Raw genomic sequence first — 19,965 nt, 5'->3', positions numbered from 1 at the left:
TTAGCGTTACTTCGAATCACTTACACATACCGCAGACTTAAGTTTATCAACCCCAACAAAAAACCTTGCCCCAAATCTCTCCAGGGCAAGGCTTTATCATTTTAGAGCTAGCAGCTACTAGATAATACGAGCGCGGAAAGTTTTTCCTTTCATTTTGCCGTTTGAAATCTTTTTCAAGGCTTGTTTAGCGATGCCTTTTTCAACCGCAACATAAGCGCGCATATCGAATAAGTGGATCTTACCAACGCGTTTGCCGTCTACGCCGTTATCGCCGCCAGTGAGTGCGCCTAGAATGTCACCAGCACGGACTTTCTGTTTTTTGCCGCCATCAATTTGAATGGTCGCCATTTTAGATTCAAATGGAGTGTCAGTTAGCACGCTGTCTGAAGGTAGGGTCGATGGTGAAATCTCAATGTCCATGTACTCATCAATTTGAGCGACTTTAAACATTTCTTTTTCAGCAAATAAGCTAAACGCCATGCCTTTACTACCGGCGCGACCAGTACGACCAATACGGTGTACGTGAACTTCAGCATCACGTGCTAGTTGGAAGTTGATGACCGCATCTAGGTTTTCAACATCAAGACCACGCGCAGCTACATCGGTCGCAACCAGAATAGACGCACTCTTGTTCGCAAAACGTAGTAGGGCTTGGTCACGATCGCGTTGTTCTAAATCACCGTGTAGGGCAATAACATCAAAACCTTTGTAGTGCAACTCATCCGCCACTTCTTGCGTTTCACGCTTAGTGTTACAGAAGATCACGGATGACTCAGGTTTGTGTTGTAACAATAAAATCTGAGTCGCTTTCAAACGGTCTTCAAATGAATTGGTTTTATAAAAGAACTGAGAAATGCTTGAGTTGGTGTGTTGGCTTTCTACCTTTATAAGCTCAGGGTGACGCATAATGCGGTTAGCGATCTTTTTAATTTCCGGTGGGAAAGTGGCGCTAAATAGCAAAGTTTGACGCTCGCTTGGCGCTTGTTCAATGATGGCATCTAGTGCGTCTTGAAAGCCCATGTCTAGCATGCGGTCGGCTTCATCAAGTACTAGGGTATTCAGTTCTGATAAATCAATACGGCCTTTATCTAGGTGATCAAGAATACGACCCGGCGTACCCACTAAAATGTGCGCGCCGTGTTCTAATGAACCAATCTGCGGGCCAAATGGCATGCCGCCACAAAGTGTGAGTACTTTAATGTTGTGAATGCTGCGAGCCAGTTTGCGGATTTCTTTTGCCACTTGGTCTGCCAGTTCACGAGTTGGGCAAAGCACTAAAGATTGCACACGAAAACGCTTCACGTTCAAGTTGGCTAATAAGCCTAAGCCAAATGCCGCAGTTTTACCTGAGCCTGTTTTACCTTGGCCAATCACATCTTTGCCGGCAATCATCAATGGTAGGCTATCGGCTTGAATCGGCGTCATGGATTCATAACCTAGTGAGGTTAAGTTTTCGATGAGTGCAGGATCTAATGCAAGGCTAGAAAAAGCAGTATTTGCAGGTGCTTTGTTTGTAGGAGAATCTGTAGTCAAAATGGTTTCCTTAAAGGAAGAGCAAGCGCATCTTCGGCTTACTCTATAAAATTGTTTACCCTAGTATATGAAGCAATGGTCGTTGAAGTGACGGCTTCAGTTTTCGAGGGATAGGGTTTAGCTGTTATAAATTTTGTCGAAGTTGGCGGCGTTCCATCCTGCCATCATGCGGTCGCCGATCTTCAAAACGGGTACGCCACGTGCGCCCATCGCTTCAAGTTCTTTACGTCCGCGTTGCATCTTGGCATTACACAAACGGTACTTAATGCCTTTTGAATCTAAATACATTTTAGCGGCTTTACAGTGTGGGCATTTGTCACCCACATATAAGACTACTCGTTTCATAGTGATTATCTTTTTATACTGTTATTAAATTTGTGTCGTTATCGGCTTATATAACCGAGAATGCTACTTGTAACCAAAAAGGCTACTTGGCTTTAAATAGATAAGGGAAAAGCTGCTGCCTTTCTTCTTCCGTTAAGCCTTCTACTCGAGCGATATTGGTATCTGGAATCGCTTCTGGGTTTGGATAATGTTTTACCGCTTTTTCCATGCTTTCTTCACGAATAAGGTGAAGTACAGGATAGGGAGCGCGGTTAGTTAAGTTTTCAGCATCATCAGGAGCGGCACCCGCGAAACAATAATTAGGGTGGAAGGTGGCCACCTGGAATGTGCCTTCCCATTGTTCTTGCTTAATCAGTGCGTCGATCCAATCTAAGAAGAAATTATAGTCGTCAAAATCTTGTAGCATGTGAGGAATGACAACTAATGTGGTTTCTAGCTCGGAAACTGGCGTATTAACGAGCGTGGTGAATTCTTGAAAAACATCTTCCAATAATGCTTCTTCAACTTCGGCTTTCGAAACTATGATCTTAATTTGCTTATTGCGTTGCGGCTTGGCTGCAAAAGGGCATAAGTTCAAACCGATCACCACATCAAGTAACCACTGTTCAACTTGTGATTCAATTTCTTGATGGCTAGGAAGAGACGAAGAGGGAGATGACATTGGAATTTTCACACCAGTTATTAGCATACCAATCGTAATAAGCAACTGTTCACGTTAGCTTGTTAAAAAGCTAATTCAGACCATTAACTTATTTTGATTGGTATAAGATTAGAAATGAGGGCGGATTCTAACATATAACTGTCTCGCAAATTGGATCTTTTTAAAGGTATAATCACCGCAAAGATTACGTCGTAAAGAGAGCATCATGGCAAAATTGACACTACAAGAGCAAATGCTTAAAGCAGGCTTGGTAAGTAATAAAAAATTAGAGAAAGCGAAGAAGTCATCGAAAAAATCTCGCGTTCAGGCTCGTGAAGCTAGAGAAGCGGTTGAAGCGAATAAAAAAGCGCAACTTGAGCGTGACAAAGCGTTAAATGCTGAGCAGAAAAAACAGCAATTAACCAAAGAATTGAAAGCACAAGTGAAGCAATTGATCGAAATGAACCGTATTGAAATATCCGACGGTGATATCGGTTATAACTTTACCGACGGCTCATTAGTGAAAAAGCTTTATGTTGATAAGCCAACACAAGATCAATTAACCAAAGGTCGTTTAGCGATTGCTCGTTACCTAGAGGGTTACGCGATTATTCCGGCAAGTGTGGCAGACAAAATCTTCCAACGTGATGAAGAAAGCATTGTATTGAATAATGTCCTGACTCAAGAAGAGCAAGATGAAGATGATCCATACGCAGACTTCGTGGTTCCTGATGATTTGATGTGGTAATTCACTATAAAATCTAACCAAATGATGAAATAAAAGGTAGATGAGATAGAGCAATAATCGCTCTGTTTTATCTGCCTTTTTTGTTTGCGTTTAGAATACGAATCAGCATATTGGTTGCATTATCTAAGCGATCATATTGCTTGGCTTTTCCTAATACCCGCATGCCTTGTATTTGAGTGAGGATTAAATCGGTCAAACTCGATATATCCATACTTTCACTCAATTGTCCTTGTGCTTTAGCATGGTTCAAGCAGCTTGTGACCCCGTCACTTAAATGAGTAAATAAACACCTTCCTGTCAGTTGAACATCTTGATCTCGATTAGCGTGCTCAAGAAGGGCATTTTGAATGAAGCACCCGAATTGTTGGCTTTTTTGAAGATTGGAAAATTTCAGTAAAAAATCCGTTAAGGTTTCTAAGTTAGCATTAGAGTCAAAAAGTGGTTTAGCGGCAGGCTTTGAAATGTTTTCAAAGTAGTAGTTAAGGGCATTGATATATAAAGCGTGCTTATCACCAAAAGTGTTATAGAGACTAAAACGATTGATGGCTAGGTGTTCGACAAGATCCGATATAGAGGTATTGGCGTAACCTTGCTGCCAAAATAGTTGCATAGCCTCTATTAATTTCTCGTCTTTATTAAAATTACTTCTTCTTGCCACGAAGCGACTCGCCTATTTATTGCCTAAGATAGTCATAAATGTAACAAGAATCTAATCGACGTTAAAGAAATTGTTGACTGTTCGTTTAGTTATTCGCTAAGTTATAACTAAACGAACGTTCAGAAAAGGAAGTTAATAATGAAAATATATGAATTTGCTGCCAATCCAAGCTCACGTCGTGTTGGGATCTTCTTGAAGGAATTAGGAGTAGAGGTTGACCGTGTTCAACTTAATGTTCGTGAAGGAGAGAATTTAACGCCGGAATATCAAGAAAAAAGTGTCAATGGCAAAGTGCCAATGTTGGAGCTTGATGACGGTACTTGTATCAGTGAAACCATCGCAATTTGTCGTTTTTTTGCTGAACATCAAAATGATACCTCATTGTTTGGCACCACTCCGGCTGAAAAGGGCTTGGTGGAAATGTGGCAGCGTATTGTAGAACTTGATGGCTTACATATGGGCTTTCAAGCCTTCCGTAATTTATCTGGTGTTTATGGTGACCGTGAACGTTGCATTGAAGCCTGGGGTAATGAGGCAAAGTTACGCGTAGAAGAGTTTCTACCTAAATTAGATATGCAGTTAGCTAAGAATCCATATATTGCGGGTGAGCGTTTTAGCATTGTGGATATCACAGGGTTTCTTTTCGTTGGTTTTGTGTGCGAGAAAGCGTTGGAGATCAAAGTGCTTGATAGCTATCCGAATATTAAAGCTTGGTACAGTAAGGTATCGGAGCGTCCTGCATTTCAATAAGCAGTTTATTGATTAAATAGTGCACGTCTAAGTTAAAGGCGTGCACTATTGCTTTTATGATTAACTCACTTCACTGGACTCTGAGCTTGCTTCTCTTTCCATTCCTTTAATGCTTGTTGCATTTCTTGTTCATTTTTTAAAACTTTCCCTAGTGCATTATCGGGCTTTTTCGGCAAGGTTAAGCCACATGAAACCAATGTTGCGGTTAATTGCTCAACGGCAAGGTGAGGTACGTAAATCAAATCTTCTTCTTTTTCAAACCGCACATAACCATTCGACAAGTTAATCGCTTGAGGTACGAATACCACACGGTACCCTTCTTCTGGCACTGGGTAGAATTTGCCATCTGGGCCTAAAAACATCTCACCACTTTGATTTGGGATCATCCAGGTTGGACCAAGATCAAATACGATTTCTTTTGAATTGGGACCAGACCAAGAGCGGCTGAACGCAGGCTTTTTGAAAGGCGATTCTTCTGAGGTTAACGCTTCCATAATTTGCTTGGTAGAGTTATGAATGATGCCGAAGCCAGGAATACGGTTAATAGTTTTTTCTGATAACCAAGTGTAAAAACGCTGCTGTAAATTACCATCAAAAATAATGCCGAAAATAAACATCAAAATTAAAGCAGCAAACAGTCCAAATCCCCAAATGTCACTTAACTTTTCATGCAGTTGTTCTGGTAAAAAGTAGCCAGCAGTTTTATCCATAAAGCGAACCACTGCGTTAACGACCCAGCTGGCGATCACTAAAGGGATCACAAACAACATGCCTATTTTTATTTTGCGAATAATCAGTTTCTTCATTAATAAATCTCTTACACGTTTACTCTATGGGTTGTGATAATTTCACACCTAACCAGCATTAAGCATATCTAGTTCTTGCAGCCTAATGTAACCTCTGCGTTAATAACATGAAATAAATAGAAAAGTGAGAGCAGGCAATATGTCACATAGCTTTTTGATTGAACAGTGGGATTTTTCTACCCAGCCAGCGCAATTGGTTGAACCTAAAGAGCCGATAGATATGCTGCAAGAGAACCATTGGTATCATTGTCAGCGTGAAGCCGGAGCATTACGTGAATGGTTGCTAGACAATGAGTTTGAATCGGGTGTGGTAGATAGCCTGCTTGCTGATGACACGCGCCCACGCTTTGAGCTTTTCGACGATCAATCGTTTCTACTTATCATGCGTGGTGTGAATTTAAATGAAGGCGCAATGCCAGATGACATGCTGAGTGTGCGCATTCTTTGGCATAAAGGCACGTTAATCTCAACCCGTAAAATATCTTCTAAAGCTATTACCAGTATTCGCAATGCACTAGGTGAACAAAAAGGGCCGAAAAGTACCGCTCGTTTATTATTATCGATTATCGAAGGTTTAAATCAAAACATCGCCGGTTTCTTGAATGAGGTAGAAGAGCAGTTATTTGAAATTGAAGAAGGTGACGGTACAAACAGTGACCTACATGTTATTCATAAACGTCTATTAAAGCTTCGTCGCTTTATGAAACCTCAACGTTACGCCCACGATGATTTCTTAGAAGTTGGCCACCCAGAAATGGAAGAGGTCGAACTGAAAATGCGTAACGCATTGGATACCGTGATTCGAATTAATGAATCGATTGATTTTTATATTGAACAGATTCAGTTGATCAAAGCGGACATCGAGCAAGAACAAGCCGAGAAGATGAACCGTAATACCTACTTGTTTACTGTGATTGCTGCGATATTTCTACCGGTCAGTTTCTTAACCGGTTTATTAGGCATCAATGTTGGTGGGATCCCCGGTGTTGATAATCCATTGTCATTCTTTATTTTTTGCGCAGGGCTAGGTGTGACGTTTGTATTGGAATTTATCTTGTTGCGCTGGCTGAAGTTCTTTTAGTTTCCAAACCTTCAGCGAGTCATTAACGCAGGTTCAGTCGCCTGCGTTATTTATTTCTAAACGGTTGTGACAACATTTTGAGTAGTGACTGCTCCTTAGCTGAGCGGAATAGGTTAATCCCAATTGTCATTTTTTCATGGCCATCTTTCGGTTGGATAATATAACTATCAAACCAACGATCCCAAACGGATAAACAAAACCCGTAGTTGCTATCGGTTTCATTGCGATGAATAGAATGGTGAACACGGTGCATATCTGGTGTGACAATCCACTTTCTTAATCGATCATCAATGCGATGAGATAAGGCGATATTGCTGTGGTTGAACATCGCACTGGCGTTCAGTAGTACTTCGAATATAAATACAGCTAGAGGCGAAATCCCAAGTGCGGCAATCGTCGCGAGTTTAATCAGCATTGAAAGCCAAATCTCGATGAAATGAAAGCGTGAGCCGGTAGTGACATCGATATCTTGATCGGCATGATGGACACGATGTAAACGCCAAAGCAGCGGGATCTTATGAAATAGACGATGCTGCCAATAAATCACCATATCTAACAAGAGCAACCCGCATACTAGGTTTAACCATGCAGGAATATTGAGCCAATGAAACAAGCCTACGTGGTTGTTCTGCATTAGGTAGGCAAAACCGACTGCGAGAAATGGCAGAGTGAAAGGTAGTAGAAAGCTATTAAAAAACACCAAACCTAAGTTATTGGCCCAACGGTAGAGCTTAGGTTGGCTGAGGTATTTTTTCGGCCGTTTGATTTCCCAAACCGCCATGGTCACCAACACTAGAGTAAATACGCTAATACGAATCAGTGATTGTTGTGACATCAATAGTTCCGACATGGTTTGGTCTCGTGGGGTTACAGTGATTAATATGTTAGCTATGTATCATTAGACAGTATCTATGTAAGTAAAATTTCATATAAGAACAAGATCACTAGTTTTGAGTGAATAGCTTTACAATTTGATGAGTTAACTCTACATTGAAGCCAATCTTTAGTGTATGGATAGTTTAAACGATAAACCGCCATGCTCTAAGCATATTAGTCGGGGAGCCAGTAGGCTGAGATCACTTAAGTGAGACCCGTTGAACCTGATCTGATTAACATCAGCGTAGGGAACTAATACCAACGTGTCGAGCATTCTAATTTCATCTCTACATGTGTATTACTTCTGTGCGCTAAAAGGAAGTAATATATGCCTCAATCAACTTTCCCATCGCCAAACACTTCGCGTATTTCTAATGTATTGACTATCGCAGGATCTGACTCTGGTGGTGGAGCAGGTATTCAAGCTGATATTAAAGCAATTTCTGCAACGGGTAGTTTTGCTTGTTCCGCTATTACCGCACTCACTGCGCAAAATACTCAAGGCGTAGATGCCATCTTTCCGGTTTCAGCTAAATTTATTGGTCAGCAATTAGATTCTATTTTTTCAGATATTAATGTCTCTGCGGTAAAGATCGGTATGCTTAATGATAGTGATGTGATTGAAGTAATCGCTGAAAAACTAACGCACTATAACTTAATGAATGTAGTGTTAGATCCCGTCATGGTAGCCACTAGTGGAGACCCATTAATCCAACCAGTTGCAATTCAAACGCTGAAAAAAAAGCTCATTCCGTTAGTAGACTTAATCACCCCAAATTTGCCTGAAGCTGGGTTATTGATTGGGGAGCCTGAACCAAAATCAGAGAGTGAAATTGAAGGTTTTATAGAGAAGTTAAAAGCTCACTCAGAATTGCATAAGGTCGATATTTTATTAAAAGGTGGGCACTTGAAAGGTGAGGAAAGCCGAGATTGGCTTATTCAACGAAATCAAACCGCGGTCTACACGCATCAGCGCATTGCGACAAAAAATACTCACGGAACAGGGTGTACACTTTCTTCTGCGATTGCTTCCTATTTAGCGCAAGGCTTTGACCTAACAGAAGCGATTGGGCATGCGAAGCAGTATTTATCGAATGCATTGACTCATGCAGATGAGCTTAATGTGGGGAAAGGAGCAGGTCCCGTCCACCATTTTTATGCCCAAGCGATTAAATAATTAAAGACTAGGTTACAATCGACTTGCCTCGCCTAAAACGCTTTTATCTCGAACAAAATTTAGCCACGAAAGATCAACAGACCCTAGATACAGTCACTATTCTTTATTGGATTCAGGCGGCAGCGTTTGTTGTCGTCTTTCTAATAATTTAGCGCCACCGCGGTAAACGAATAGCGACCATAGAATCAGCGCGCAACCAATCACTTTTCCTACTGGCATATCATCACCATAAAACACCACACTTAATGAACTCGCCCATACTGGTTCTAAAATCATAATGATGGCTGCATTGCCTGATGTGGTGAGTTTTTGTCCCATGGTTTGCATTACATAACGTAAGCTGGTGGCGAGAACGGTACTTAATACTACCCACATCCATGTTTCATTGGTGATTTGATCTGGCCATTGCTCTAGTAAAAGTGAAGCGATGGTTCCCACTGTGCCGACTACAAAAAGTTGAATACAAGCTAACGCCAAACTTGGAACGCTTTGGGCGTATTTAGCATTAAAATTGAAGTGAAAGGCCAATAAGACAGCAGATATTAAAAACCAAATTTGGCTAGGGGAATGTTGATAACCGTTAGACAAAGATAAAAAGCCTAATCCTAACACCGCGAATGGCAAAGAAATCCAAAACATGCGGATGGGTTTTTGTTTAAAAAGAGCCCAGCCCACAAGTGGTGCAAATAACATGGCAAGGCTTGAAATGAAGGCACCTTCTGCCAAGGTATCAGTAACAGAAATAGCGGTTACCCACGTAAGCAATGCGCAGGACATTAATATTCCGACACTGGTAGCATTGATTAATTGTGCTCGTGTTAAAGCGATAAGTTGCTTATAACAAAAAGGCAGTAAAAATATAGAGGCACAGACAAATCGAGTTCCAATGAAAGCAAAGGGAGGAAGACCCATAATCGCTTGCTTGGAAAAGATCCAACCGAGTCCGGCAAATATGGTGGTCAAAATTAAAATGATGGTTGCTTTTGATTCTTGAGTCATTAAGAACATACCGTGATAGAGGGCAAGTGATCAGATTAGCATCACTCGATACGCGAATCTGTTGGTAATGTGGAACTTTAAAATGAAAAAACCCTTAACCGAGTTTATCTACATGATAACGGTTAAGGGTTATTAATCAGATGAAAGATTAAGCTTTAGTTCGTAAACCTAGCTCAATTTCACCAGCTTTAGGATCGTTGAACGTATCAACGTTCATTTCATTTTCAGATTTAGCAACGATACAAGTTACAACACTATCACCAGTAATGTTAACTGCAGTACGGATCATGTCAAGTAAGCGGTCAACACCCATGATAAGTGCAATACCTTCTAGTGGTAGACCAACTTGATTTAGAACCATTGCTAGCATGATCAGACCAACACCCGGAACACCTGCTGTACCCACTGAAGCTAACGTTGCCGTTAAGATAACAGTGACATAATCACCAAGGGTTAAATCCACATTAAATGCTTGTGCAATAAAGGCGGTCGCTACACCTTGCATGATCGCAGTACCATCCATATTGATGGTCGCACCAAGAGGGACCGTGAACGAAGCGATTTTATTGCTTACGCCTAAACGATGTGTTGCCGTTTCCATGGTCACTGGAATCGTTGCATTAGAAGAGGCGGTTGAGAATGCAAACATAATTGCATCTTTCATCTTCTTCCAAAATACAACTGGGTTTAGACCAGAAAGCACTTTCAGCAGCACGCTATAAGTAACAAATGCGTGAATAAGTAAAGCACCAACTAGAACTAAGAAGTAAGCGGCTAGGTTACCTATCGCTTCTAAACCAAGTCCTGTAAACAGTTTTCCCATTAAGAAGAAAATACCGTAAGGGGCAACTTCCATCAAAATAGTGACTAGCTTCATGATGACGGCATTAACGTCGTTGAAGAAGTTACTTACGCGTTGGCCGGCTTCACCAGCAAGGCTAATCGCAATACCGAATAACACAGCAAATACGATAACTTGTAGAGTATTACCTTGAGACATTGCCGCCATTGGGTTACTCGGGAACATGTTAACAATCACTTGACCTAATGATGGTGCTTCTGCAGTACTAAAGGATGCCGCTGAGGTTAGATCAGCACCAGAGCCTGGTTGGAAGAAGATACCCATTATTAATGCTAGCGTAATTGCCACTGCGGTTGTCGTAATATAAAAAGCAAGAGTCTTACCACCTAGGCGACCTAGAGTAGTGATGTCTTTTAATGAACTCGTACCACAAACTAGAGAAACAAAGACAAGAGGAATAACTAGCATTTTTAAGCTAGCAATAAAGATTTTCCCACCGACATCGAATAGACCATTGACGATATATGCATCAATGAATTCATTGCCAGATAGGAATGTGCGAATTAAAAATCCACATAGAATACCGGCAAACATGCCGAATAGAATTTTGCTCGTAAGTGAGCGTTTTGTTTTGTTGTTGTCGTTCGTCATGAACTGATCTCCATATGAATACTTTGTACAACTTGCAAAGTGAATCGGAGATTAGCAGAACTTTGTAAAGATCCTCCTAAAATGTAACAAAAAACGATCTTGTTGCGTGACAATGATCACACTTAGTGTTGTTTTTGTATATGTAAAGTAAATATGCTAGCTGTTCAATATTCTAATAAAAGACGATATTTTAATAATTAATACTATTACTAGCTTTCATTGCAGCCTTTACAACTTATATATGGATATTATATAGCGTTAAACTATTTTAAATTAAAGGGTTTTTACTGATTGATTGAGAGGTTTTATAACTAAATATATTTAGATATATGAGAAATAAGTGGAGGATTATTACGGAAGATGTAAAAAATAATATACTCCCTCTATTATAATGGAATGATTAAAGTTTTATTTTTCAAAGTGTTACGTTGTAGATTAAACAAAGGACACATTATTCATTCTAATGGGTGAGTTGAAATTAATTTGTTTTTGAAATGATTGAAAGCAGGTAAGATAGCGCCCTTAAAATATCCAGCTTAACCTTCTTGTATATGGGATCACTATGACACTTTTAGATAATAGAACCCTACTTGTTGCTGTCAGTTTGATCACAATTGGCGCTGCTATTGTGTTAACGATTTTATGGTGGCTAAGACCTAAATCCACCGGAGTTGGACATTGGGCTTTGGGTATACTGTTGATTGGCGTCGGGTGTATATCATCAGTTTTACGTGGATATATTGACATTTTTTTTTCAGTGGTCGTGGTTAATACGATTATTGTGTTAGGTATGCAGCTAATTTTTCATGGATTACGTATTTTTACTGAGAGAAAATCCTTTATATTTTATGATGTTGCTATCACATGTTTAACGGCATCTTTATTTTATTACTTCTTTTATATTGACCCGAACTTAACAATTCGAACTATATTATATTCCTTTTTTGTTGGAATGATTTCAGTTGCTATTGTAATTACATTATTAACTGATCAGAACAAGATCAGAAGAAAATCTAGCTACCCAATTGCCATTCTCTTCGGATTGTTTGCATTTTTTCATATTATGCGTGGCGTAATGGAAATGCTCGCGCCTAATGGTAAAGCGCCACTAGAAGGGGGTACAGCGGAAACATTATTGTATCTGAGTAGTATTTTTATTATTAGTGGCCTTGCTATTACTCTGGTTTTGCAAACGTATTTTATCTTGGAATCTAGACTTCAATCTTACTTATTAGCAGTCGAGAAGTCGGCTTCTTCGATAATGATTGTTAATAGTGAATGGATTATTGAATATGTTAACCCTGAATTACTAAAAAAAACCGGCTATAACAAAGAAGAGCTTGTCGGCGAGAGTATTGATCTTCTACATTCTAAAGAGGTTTGGGTCTCTGATATTCCTGAAGTTTTACAATGTTTAGAAGGTGGGCAAACCTGGCGTGGACAGTTATACAGTAAAAAGAAAAATGGTGAGCAATTCTGGGAGCTGGTTTCAATTGCTCCAATGGTAAAAGCAACCGGCAACGTGACTCATTATGTTGCTGTTAAGGAAGATATTACTGATATTAAAAAAGCGAAACAACGTATCCATTATATAGCCAATCACGATGCTCTGACCGGGCTACCAACCCGAACCAAGGTTATGGAATGCTTGAATGATGCCATCAAATATTCTAAACAAAGCGGTGGTATAGTTGCGGTGTTATTTATCGATCTTGATGGGTTTAAGGCGGTTAATGATTCTTTTGGTCATGATGCTGGAGATGAACTATTAAAGGTAATATCAACTCGTTTAAGTGACTGCGTACGAGATAAAGACATAGTATCGAGAATTGGTGGGGATGAATTTTTAATCTTAATTAGAGATGCGGTTAACCAGGAAGTTATTTCAATGGTTGCTCAAAGAATGATTGATACAATAGCTGAGCCAGTGGATGTGAATAACAATTTATTAACGGTTACGGCAAGTATCGGTATTTCTCTGTATCCAGATAGTAGCCATGATTCGAAAGAACTGGTTATACAGGCCGATCAAGCTATGTACAAAGTTAAGCATTCAGGAAAAAGCAATTATTTATTTGTGGATGAAACTTAGAGATAAAATAATTATTTATGAAAATGACGCAAACGCCAAGTTCTTGGCGTTTGCGTTAGAAGGTGAATTTGTAGGTTAACCACGGATTATCATTTGATTTCGCTCTGGACCAACGGAAACCATACTCACTGGTACACCCATCAGTTCTTCAATTCGAATAACATAATCTTGTGCGGCTTTTGGTAAGTCAGCAAAGCTGCGACAACCTGTGATGTCCTCATTCCAACCTTGCATATTTTCATACACAGGGCTTAATGCAGCCGTTTGCGGCCAGATCGGATTTTCAGAGTAGTCACCGGCGTAGGCGACACAGATTTTAAGATCCTGCATGCCTGATAGACAATCAATCTTGGTTAGGGCTATCTCAGTCGCCGCTTGCAGTTCAACACCGTTGCGTGTGGCGACGGCATCAAAGTAACCCATATCACGTGGACGACCGGTGACTGCGCCATATTCATTGGCACTTTCGCGGAAATTATCTTGCTCTTCCATTGCCGTTACCAGAGTACCAGTACCTACCGATGAGCTGAATGATTTAGCCACTGCAATAACACGCTCAGGACGCAGTGCAGGCAAGCCACTACCAATACCAGCATAAGCTGCGGTAACATTTGATGAAGTCGTGTATGGGTATTCTCCATAAACTAAATCACGGCCTGCACCAAGTTGTGCTTCAAACAATAGGTTGGCATCTTTAGCTTGTAGCGCTTTAAGCGGTTCGGTGACGTTGCAAATAAATGGACGCCATGACGCAGTAACCTCAAGTAACCATTCAGTCATTTCACTGGCGGTTTGAGAAAAGTCACAACTAGGATAAAGCGCTTTAAGTTGTGGCATTTTCCAATCCAACATGAATTGAATGCGCTCTTGCAAAACTTCAGGTTGATTCAACCATCCAACTAGAATGCCTTTTTTCATTACGCGGTCGCCATAAGCTGGCGCAATACCTTGGCGAGTGGAACCATAAGCCGCATCACCTAAGCGCTGTTCTTCTAAGGTGTCTTCCAATGCGTGTAAAGGTAAACATAAGGTCGCACGATCTGAAATACACAGTTTCACTTCTACGCCTGCTGCTTTAACTTCAGAAATTTCTTCACTTAGCGCAGCAGGACTAATCACCATGCCAGGACCTAATACCGCAATACAACTAGGATTAAATATACCGCTTGGTAGCTGGTGTAACTTAAAGGTGCCATGATCGTTTACCACGGTATGACCGGCATTATTTCCACCTTGAAAACGAATGCTGGCAGCGGCTTCATCTGCTAAAAAATCAACGATGCGGCCTTTACCTTCATCACCCCAGTTTGCACCCACAACAACAATAGACGGCATAATAATGTTCTCCTAATTGGTTAAGGAATCATGCTATGCCCACCGACTAAATAAGAGAAATTAATTATAATTATTGTCTTGATAAGAAATTCATATAGTATTAACTGAAGTGGCAAAAACGGGATGAGATTATGTTAGACATTAATTGGTTAAAAACTTTTGTTACTTTGGCAGAATATAAGCACTTTGGTAAGGCTGCAACAGCATTGCATATGACTCAGCCGAATGTCAGTTTGCATTTAAAGCAATTAGAACAAGCCACAAATGTTAAGCTAATCGATCGCAACCCATTTCATTTAACCCAAGCAGGGCAACGGTTACTCGACAGTAGTCAACGTACCTTATTAGAGTTACAAATCTGTCAAGCGGATCTAAATGCGATTAATGATTTACATCGCGGAACCTTGACCATTGCTGCCAGTGATATTATTTCGCGATTATTGTTGATTGAGCCATTTCAATTGTTTAAAACAGAATATCCAGGAATTGATTTTACTTTGTTAAACACCACTTCATCACAAGCTTCAGAATTGGTTAAGAATGCCGAAGCAGATCTTGGGTTTGTGATTGCTCAAAAGCAAAGTCAACCATTACATTTTACTGAATTGCAGCAGATAGAATGGTGTGCACTAGGGCATAACCTTCAACAGTGGCAGCAGAAGGCTCAATTATCTAAAGCAGAATCGTCAAATGTAGTTGATAATGAGCCGACCCTCATTCTTTTAGGCCATGATACCCGAACACGAGATTTGATTGACGAAGCTCTACCTACATTAAAGCTTTCAAATTACCGAATAATGGAAGTAGGGAGTGTTGATGCTCAAATTGATTGGGCAGAAGCGGGTTTTGGAGTGGCGATTGTGCCAGCGTTTTCTGTGTCATCAAAAACGAATCTTAAATCTATCGTGACACCGTTGCCTGATTTCCCAACCACTAGTTTAGGGTATGTAGTACGTCAGAATCAGGTTTTGTCGAAAGCGATTAAGCAACTATTACAGTGGGTAAGTGATGAAATTATCCGCGCTCATAATGATGAATGAACAAAAGGTCGAAATAGAGTGGATAGTAAGGGATGTAGTTATGCTAGAAACAACAAAGCCTGCTTATAATGAGCAGGCTTTGTTTATATTTGGTGGGTCCGGGCGAACTCGAATCGCCGACCCCTACCATGTCAAGGTAGTACTCTAACCAACTGAGCTACGGACCCAAATATATCAGTGTGAAAACACTTTGAGATGGTGCGTCCGAGTGAACTCGAATCACCGACCCCCGCCATGTCAAGGCGGTACTCTAACCAACTGAGCTACGGACGCACATTTCAAAATATTCTTACTGGAATCATGTTTGATTCAGTCTTGAACGCAGGAGATATTAACCATGCAATGTGGTGGTTGCAAGCAGAAAATCAATGCTTTGTGACTGTTTGACGACTTTATGGGCTGAGTGTCGTTTTTTTAATCATATCGTATTAAAGATAACCTCAAGAGACAGTAATAGAGTTCTGACTCTTGAGGAATTATTAGGTCTATATTGAGCTTATAAACGTCCCTCTAAAGGCAAAATAGTGACCATTTCACCTTCTTTAGCAAACTCTACATGTGGTGAGATTTCAATGATGCAATTAGCTTCACTCATTGAACGTAAAATGCCAGAGCCTTGTTTACCGGTGGTGCGCACTTTTAGTTGCCCGAAGTCATCTAAATGGTAAATTCCACGGGTAAATTCGGTTCTACCTAAGCGTGAAAATACTTTGCTTTCGGTCTCTGCTTTTAACTTCATAGGCTGCCAATTTTGCTCACCTTGCATAAGGCGAAGAGCTGGCTCAACAAAGGCTAAAAATGACACCATAACCGCAACTGGATTGCCCGGTAGGCCAAAAAATGGCGTCTCATTTATCTGACCAAAAGCTAAAGGGCGGCCTGGGCGCATATTGATTCGCCAGAAATTAATCTGACCGATTTTATCGAGTACGGTTTTGATAAAGTCGGCATCCCCAACTGAAACCCCACCGGATGAAATGATCGCATCGGCTTGTATAGAGGCTTCGAGTAAGGTGGATTCTAGCGCAGATTCGTTATCTTCAATGATGCCTAAATCAATCACATCACAACCTAGTCGTTCAAGTTGCGCTATAACGGTAAAGCGGTTCGAATCATAAATGCAGTGATCGTTTAATGTCTCTCCCGGCGCTTGCACTTCATCGCCAGTTGAAAATACCGCGACTTTTAGTTGAGGGTAGACAGGAATATGATTAATCCCTAAAGACGCTAACATGCCAAGTTCTGGAGAAGTAATACGTGTGCCTTGGTTAAAGACAACGCTATTTTGAGCAAGATCTTCACCGGCTTGACGTACATTTTGACCGACTTTAAATTCATTATTATCGACGGTAAATTTTACAATTTTTGGTGTACTGTTTTCGCTTAACTGACTTTGCTCACGCATGATCACTGTATCAGCACCTTGTGGCATTGGTGCACCTGTCATGATCTTGGCGGCTTGGCCAGTTTGAATTTTATTGGCGTAGCCACTTCCAGCTAAAATCTCAGTAACAACGTCAAAAGAAGTCATGCCATCGAGAATATCCTGTCCACGTAGCGCGTAACCATCCATCGCCGAGTTGCAATAAGCCGGGACATTAATTGGTGAAATTATATCTTCGCCTATTACATTTAAACGAGCTTTGAATAGAGACTGTTGTTCTGTGGTTTTAGGTTGCTTTAGGATACTTAAAATCTTATCTAAACCTTGTTCAACCGACAAAAAAGCAGGGGATAATGTATCGCAAGAAGCGGCAGTTGAAGGTTTGGTTAGGTTGTTATCGAGTACAAAGTTTTCTACTAATTCACAAATCGCATCGAGATCGTTGATATCAACATGTGGTAGGGAAGTTTGAATCTCAACACTATCGGAAGCGATAGCAAAAATGTTGTCATCATGAGGATGTAGCCAAGGTTTACCGACGACTTCCCGGTGTAGCTCTATTTTAGGGAAAGATAGATTTTTACAGCCTTCGACTAGGATAAAATCGAGACTTTCGAGATCAAACTGTTCAAGTAATTTGAAAAAATTGGCTTCTTTTTCTGGTGTCTCTGTCATTAAGGCATGGCGGTTACGTGAAGCAATCAACATTTGTGTTGCGCCAGCTTTTCTTAATCTATGGCTGTCTTTTCCCGGTTGGTCAATATCAAAATCATGGTGAGCATGTTTGAATACACCAATTCGTAAACCTTTTGCAGTGAGCTTAGGTAGCAAGGCTTCAAGTAGGGTAGTTTTGCCTGTGCCGCTGTATGCCGCAAAGCCAAGCACTGGAATCGGAAATGAAGTCATAGAAAAACCTTCTCGTTATATTTGATTTGATGAGATATACCCAAGTAACTTCAAGATGCAGAATTCACTTGGGTATAAATTAGCGTTGAGAAAACGTCTTGAGCTGTTCTGGCGTATTTAAGTTGATGAATGTGTCTTTTGCATTCGAAAAATCAACCTTGACCGTATTGCACTCATCATAAAATAGAATGATTTTACGTTCACCACGTTCTAAAAAAGCATGCAGTTTTTCAACGACGCGACGGTGAAATAGGGTAAATACCGGTTGATAAAATTCGCCATCATGAGCCACTAAAATATCTGCATCTTCATGCCACGCATCACAAAAAGTTTGCGCGAGATTGTTAGGAATATTCGGACTATCGCAAGGCACAAAACCGACCCATAGGTTTTCACCTTGTTGATTTTCACCTAGGCGACTAAGCCCAGCATGAATACCACCTAGTGGGCCAGGGAAGTCAGTGAAGCGATCAGCGATTACAGGAGCGTATTGCTGATAAATATCATGACTACGATTAGCGTTAATCGTGATACTCGACATTTGGGGTTGCAATGCTTCAATCACATATTCAATCAGTGGCTTACCATTGAGTTCAACTAACCCTTTGTCCATGCCTCCCATGCGAGAGCCTTGGCCTCCAGCGAGGATCACCCAATCGATTTGTTGAGGTTTTAGCATCATTTTCTATCGCACCGTGGTTTGATGTCGTTGTTCAGGTTTGGCTGAATCTTGAATTATTTGTAATAACGGCGATTCAACCAAAGTATGATTTTTTATCCACCATTGCTTTGAACATAGTTGAGTCAGTTCATTTTGTTGATGGCTAGTAATAACTAAACTTGAACCAATTTCTAATAGCTCTTTGGCTAACAAGGTTAGGCGTGAAATAGATTCAAGATCAAGGCTAGAGCTAGGTTCATCCATTAAAAGAATTGCCGGCTTAGTGATCCAAGCTCGCGCCATGGCTATGCGTTGTTTTTCTCCACCAGATAATACCGATACATGCTCATCGGCAAGGGTTTCAAGACTCACTTTACGTAATGCAGTGATCACTTGAGTTCGTTTTTCTTGGCGAGACAGTTTAGAAAATTTGATGGCATATAAAACATTCTGGTAAACAGTATCATCAAATAGGTAAGGAGACTGATGTAAATACACAATGCCGTGTTTATTCGGGTTAAACCAACGTGATAACCAAGACTGGGAATGACTTAAATTGCCGGAAGTGGGTTCGATAAGACCGGATAATATTTTTAATAATGTGGTTTTGCCTACGCCATTATCGCCACGTAAATACACTGCTTCATTGGGAGCAAGTTGCAGCTTAGGGATATGGAATAGAACCTTATCCTTAAATTGCATTGATAGATTAGACACGTGTAGTGGCAGCATGGCTTATTCCATTGTGTATAGTGCTTACGAGGAAAAGTTTAGAAAACTAAACCCGTAAATGCCCCTGACCCTTGGCAGACGTTAAAATAAAGTTCATCACTAAGGCAAGTAACAAAAGAACCATGCCTAGTGCGACCCCTTGAGCAAACGCGCCTTTCTGGCTCTCTAGCGCAATTGCCGTCGGAATGTTGCGAGTTGAATTGAGAATATTACCACCCACCATCATAGAACAACCGACTTCGGTGATGATCCGAGAAAAACCCGCCACAACCGCTGCAAATAAAGGAAAGCGTGTTTCCCACAGCAAAGTCATTAAAATACGTACACGACTAACTCCTAGCGTATAAGAGGTTTCAATTGATCGTTTATCGCTGTTTTGAAATGCGCCATACATCAACGAAACTAGGATAGGGAAGCTAATCAATATCTGCCCTAAGATCATCGCCTTTTGGGTAAATAGCATTTGCCAATCCCCTAATGGGCCTGCGCGCGATAACGTCATATACAAAAGTAAGCCGATCACAACCGTTGGAACGGCTTGTAATGTATGAACAAAAGAAAGCAGCATCCAGCGCCCGGGGAATTCACAATAGGCCAAAATAAACGCGCATAGTAATGCTGGTATTAAAACCAATAGGATGGCACTAATTGAAACCGAAAAAGACACAGACACGACTTTCCATAAGTCGGCATCAAAGCTGACTAATAACTGAAGTGCATCAAGTGTCGTTTGCCAGATCTGCATTCTT

Annotated in this window: 19 protein-coding genes, 2 tRNA genes and 1 riboswitch; of the genes, 6 read left to right on the top strand and 15 right to left on the bottom strand. The window is 40.7% G+C overall.

Annotated elements, in window-relative coordinates:
* Positions 1 to 117 precede the first annotated feature (117 nt).
* The 3 genes from dbpA to ACN0T8_RS13905 form a co-directional block, all read right to left on the bottom strand.
* On the bottom strand, positions 118 to 1,533 hold the full coding sequence (gene dbpA, locus ACN0T8_RS13915) for an ATP-dependent RNA helicase DbpA (protein WP_417881227.1): 1,416 nt from the start codon (positions 1,531 to 1,533) through the stop codon (positions 118 to 120).
* Positions 1,534 to 1,650: 117 nt separating this feature from the next.
* Positions 1,651 to 1,878, bottom strand: coding sequence for a glutaredoxin family protein (locus ACN0T8_RS13910; protein WP_027695450.1), 228 nt, complete (start codon positions 1,876 to 1,878; stop codon positions 1,651 to 1,653).
* Between the two features lie 82 nt (positions 1,879 to 1,960).
* The gene (locus tag ACN0T8_RS13905; protein ID WP_417881226.1) at positions 1,961 to 2,539 is read right to left on the bottom strand and encodes a DUF1415 domain-containing protein; all 579 of its coding nucleotides are present in this window, start codon (positions 2,537 to 2,539) and stop codon (positions 1,961 to 1,963) included.
* A gap of 205 nt (positions 2,540 to 2,744) precedes the next feature.
* On the opposite strand from ACN0T8_RS13905, the gene ACN0T8_RS13900 reads away from it, so the two are divergent.
* Positions 2,745 to 3,266 (top strand): DUF2058 domain-containing protein, encoded by a 522-nt coding sequence (locus ACN0T8_RS13900; RefSeq protein ID WP_237294165.1) that lies wholly within the window; start codon positions 2,745 to 2,747, stop codon positions 3,264 to 3,266.
* Positions 3,267 to 3,333: 67 nt separating this feature from the next.
* Here the strand turns inward: ACN0T8_RS13900 and ACN0T8_RS13895 are convergent, their stop codons facing one another.
* The gene (locus tag ACN0T8_RS13895) at positions 3,334 to 3,924 is read right to left on the bottom strand and encodes a TetR/AcrR family transcriptional regulator (RefSeq protein WP_417881225.1); all 591 of its coding nucleotides are present in this window, start codon (positions 3,922 to 3,924) and stop codon (positions 3,334 to 3,336) included.
* Positions 3,925 to 4,062: 138 nt separating this feature from the next.
* Here ACN0T8_RS13895 and ACN0T8_RS13890 point away from each other — a divergent pair, with 138 nt between their 5' ends.
* Positions 4,063 to 4,674, top strand: coding sequence for a glutathione S-transferase family protein (locus tag ACN0T8_RS13890; protein WP_417881224.1), 612 nt, complete (start codon positions 4,063 to 4,065; stop codon positions 4,672 to 4,674).
* 65 nt (positions 4,675 to 4,739) lie between these two features.
* On the opposite strand, the gene ACN0T8_RS13885 is transcribed toward ACN0T8_RS13890, so the two are convergent.
* Positions 4,740 to 5,480, bottom strand: a complete 741-nt coding sequence (locus ACN0T8_RS13885; RefSeq protein WP_417881223.1) for a DUF502 domain-containing protein — start codon at positions 5,478 to 5,480, stop codon at positions 4,740 to 4,742.
* A gap of 139 nt (positions 5,481 to 5,619) precedes the next feature.
* Here ACN0T8_RS13885 and ACN0T8_RS13880 point away from each other — a divergent pair, with 139 nt between their 5' ends.
* Positions 5,620 to 6,561, top strand: coding sequence for a zinc transporter ZntB (locus tag ACN0T8_RS13880; RefSeq protein WP_417881222.1), 942 nt, complete (start codon positions 5,620 to 5,622; stop codon positions 6,559 to 6,561).
* 46 nt (positions 6,562 to 6,607) lie between these two features.
* Here ACN0T8_RS13880 and ACN0T8_RS13875 read toward each other — a convergent pair whose 3' ends face one another.
* Positions 6,608 to 7,396 (bottom strand): sterol desaturase family protein, encoded by a 789-nt coding sequence (locus tag ACN0T8_RS13875; protein ID WP_417881236.1) that lies wholly within the window; start codon positions 7,394 to 7,396, stop codon positions 6,608 to 6,610.
* Between the two features lie 210 nt (positions 7,397 to 7,606).
* Positions 7,607 to 7,705: riboswitch (TPP riboswitch) on the top strand.
* A gap of 60 nt (positions 7,706 to 7,765) precedes the next feature.
* On the opposite strand from ACN0T8_RS13875, the gene thiD reads away from it, so the two are divergent.
* Positions 7,766 to 8,614 carry a bifunctional hydroxymethylpyrimidine kinase/phosphomethylpyrimidine kinase gene (gene thiD, locus ACN0T8_RS13870; RefSeq protein WP_417881221.1) on the top strand — a complete coding sequence of 283 codons (849 nt, stop codon included), beginning with the start codon at positions 7,766 to 7,768 and terminating at the stop codon, positions 8,612 to 8,614.
* Between the two features lie 96 nt (positions 8,615 to 8,710).
* Here the strand turns inward: thiD and ACN0T8_RS13865 are convergent, their stop codons facing one another.
* The gene (locus ACN0T8_RS13865; RefSeq protein ID WP_417881220.1) at positions 8,711 to 9,613 is read right to left on the bottom strand and encodes a DMT family transporter; all 903 of its coding nucleotides are present in this window, start codon (positions 9,611 to 9,613) and stop codon (positions 8,711 to 8,713) included.
* A 148-nt stretch (positions 9,614 to 9,761) separates the two neighbouring features.
* The gene (locus ACN0T8_RS13860; protein WP_417881219.1) at positions 9,762 to 11,066 is read right to left on the bottom strand and encodes a dicarboxylate/amino acid:cation symporter; all 1,305 of its coding nucleotides are present in this window, start codon (positions 11,064 to 11,066) and stop codon (positions 9,762 to 9,764) included.
* A 562-nt stretch (positions 11,067 to 11,628) separates the two neighbouring features.
* On the opposite strand from ACN0T8_RS13860, the gene ACN0T8_RS13855 reads away from it, so the two are divergent.
* Positions 11,629 to 13,158 carry a diguanylate cyclase domain-containing protein gene (locus ACN0T8_RS13855; RefSeq protein ID WP_417881218.1) on the top strand — a complete coding sequence of 510 codons (1,530 nt, stop codon included), beginning with the start codon at positions 11,629 to 11,631 and terminating at the stop codon, positions 13,156 to 13,158.
* Between the two features lie 75 nt (positions 13,159 to 13,233).
* Here the strand turns inward: ACN0T8_RS13855 and ACN0T8_RS13850 are convergent, their stop codons facing one another.
* On the bottom strand, positions 13,234 to 14,493 hold the full coding sequence (locus tag ACN0T8_RS13850; RefSeq protein ID WP_417881217.1) for an adenylosuccinate synthase: 1,260 nt from the start codon (positions 14,491 to 14,493) through the stop codon (positions 13,234 to 13,236).
* Positions 14,494 to 14,624: 131 nt separating this feature from the next.
* On the opposite strand from ACN0T8_RS13850, the gene ACN0T8_RS13845 reads away from it, so the two are divergent.
* Entirely contained in the window at positions 14,625 to 15,533 is a 909-nt protein-coding gene (locus ACN0T8_RS13845) for a LysR family transcriptional regulator (RefSeq protein WP_417881216.1), read from the top strand.
* A 90-nt stretch (positions 15,534 to 15,623) separates the two neighbouring features.
* Here ACN0T8_RS13845 and ACN0T8_RS13840 read toward each other — a convergent pair.
* The 6 genes from ACN0T8_RS13840 to ACN0T8_RS13815 form a co-directional block, all read right to left on the bottom strand.
* A tRNA-Val gene (locus ACN0T8_RS13840) sits at positions 15,624 to 15,700 on the bottom strand.
* 29 nt (positions 15,701 to 15,729) lie between these two features.
* Positions 15,730 to 15,806, bottom strand: a tRNA-Val gene (locus tag ACN0T8_RS13835).
* Between the two features lie 223 nt (positions 15,807 to 16,029).
* Positions 16,030 to 17,823, bottom strand: coding sequence for a bifunctional molybdopterin-guanine dinucleotide biosynthesis adaptor protein MobB/molybdopterin molybdotransferase MoeA (locus tag ACN0T8_RS13830; protein ID WP_417881215.1), 1,794 nt, complete (start codon positions 17,821 to 17,823; stop codon positions 16,030 to 16,032).
* A gap of 79 nt (positions 17,824 to 17,902) precedes the next feature.
* Entirely contained in the window at positions 17,903 to 18,502 is a 600-nt protein-coding gene (gene mobA / locus ACN0T8_RS13825; RefSeq protein ID WP_417881235.1) for a molybdenum cofactor guanylyltransferase MobA, read from the bottom strand.
* Between the two features lie 6 nt (positions 18,503 to 18,508).
* Entirely contained in the window at positions 18,509 to 19,216 is a 708-nt protein-coding gene (locus ACN0T8_RS13820; RefSeq protein WP_417881214.1) for an energy-coupling factor ABC transporter ATP-binding protein, read from the bottom strand.
* A gap of 46 nt (positions 19,217 to 19,262) precedes the next feature.
* Positions 19,263 to 19,961: an ABC transporter permease gene (locus ACN0T8_RS13815; RefSeq protein WP_417881212.1), complete on the bottom strand. Its 699-nt coding sequence runs from the start codon at positions 19,959 to 19,961 to the stop codon at positions 19,263 to 19,265.
* Between the last annotated feature and the right edge of the window lie 4 nt (positions 19,962 to 19,965).

The sequence above is a fragment of the Vibrio sp. genome (assembly GCF_048266485.1).
Taxonomy (GTDB): Bacteria; Pseudomonadota; Gammaproteobacteria; order Enterobacterales; family Vibrionaceae; genus Vibrio.
Note: the sequence above shows the minus strand (reverse complement) of the source record. Positions and strands in the feature narration are given on the sequence as shown.

What these genes read in the sequence shown, in the direction of transcription:
- ACN0T8_RS13830 (WP_417881215.1), bottom strand. Translation starts at nt 17,823, where the DNA reads ATGACTTCATTTCCGATTCCAGTGCTTGGCTTTGCGGCATACAGCGGC.
- ACN0T8_RS13855 (WP_417881218.1), top strand. Translation starts at nt 11,629, where the DNA reads ATGACACTTTTAGATAATAGAACCCTACTTGTTGCTGTCAGTTTGATC.
- ACN0T8_RS13865 (WP_417881220.1), bottom strand. Translation starts at nt 9,613, where the DNA reads ATGACTCAAGAATCAAAAGCAACCATCATTTTAATTTTGACCACCATA.
- ACN0T8_RS13815 (WP_417881212.1), bottom strand. Translation starts at nt 19,961, where the DNA reads ATGCAGATCTGGCAAACGACACTTGATGCACTTCAGTTATTAGTCAGC.
- ACN0T8_RS13860 (WP_417881219.1), bottom strand. Translation starts at nt 11,066, where the DNA reads ATGACGAACGACAACAACAAAACAAAACGCTCACTTACGAGCAAAATT.
- ACN0T8_RS13880 (WP_417881222.1), top strand. Translation starts at nt 5,620, where the DNA reads ATGTCACATAGCTTTTTGATTGAACAGTGGGATTTTTCTACCCAGCCA.
- mobA (WP_417881235.1), bottom strand. Translation starts at nt 18,502, where the DNA reads ATGCTAAAACCTCAACAAATCGATTGGGTGATCCTCGCTGGAGGCCAA.
- thiD (WP_417881221.1), top strand. Translation starts at nt 7,766, where the DNA reads ATGCCTCAATCAACTTTCCCATCGCCAAACACTTCGCGTATTTCTAAT.
- ACN0T8_RS13910 (WP_027695450.1), bottom strand. Translation starts at nt 1,878, where the DNA reads ATGAAACGAGTAGTCTTATATGTGGGTGACAAATGCCCACACTGTAAA.
- ACN0T8_RS13820 (WP_417881214.1), bottom strand. Translation starts at nt 19,216, where the DNA reads ATGCTGCCACTACACGTGTCTAATCTATCAATGCAATTTAAGGATAAG.
- ACN0T8_RS13885 (WP_417881223.1), bottom strand. Translation starts at nt 5,480, where the DNA reads ATGAAGAAACTGATTATTCGCAAAATAAAAATAGGCATGTTGTTTGTG.
- ACN0T8_RS13905 (WP_417881226.1), bottom strand. Translation starts at nt 2,539, where the DNA reads ATGTCATCTCCCTCTTCGTCTCTTCCTAGCCATCAAGAAATTGAATCA.
- ACN0T8_RS13850 (WP_417881217.1), bottom strand. Translation starts at nt 14,493, where the DNA reads ATGCCGTCTATTGTTGTTGTGGGTGCAAACTGGGGTGATGAAGGTAAA.
- ACN0T8_RS13900 (WP_237294165.1), top strand. Translation starts at nt 2,745, where the DNA reads ATGGCAAAATTGACACTACAAGAGCAAATGCTTAAAGCAGGCTTGGTA.
- ACN0T8_RS13875 (WP_417881236.1), bottom strand. Translation starts at nt 7,396, where the DNA reads ATGTCACAACAATCACTGATTCGTATTAGCGTATTTACTCTAGTGTTG.
- ACN0T8_RS13890 (WP_417881224.1), top strand. Translation starts at nt 4,063, where the DNA reads ATGAAAATATATGAATTTGCTGCCAATCCAAGCTCACGTCGTGTTGGG.
- ACN0T8_RS13845 (WP_417881216.1), top strand. Translation starts at nt 14,625, where the DNA reads ATGTTAGACATTAATTGGTTAAAAACTTTTGTTACTTTGGCAGAATAT.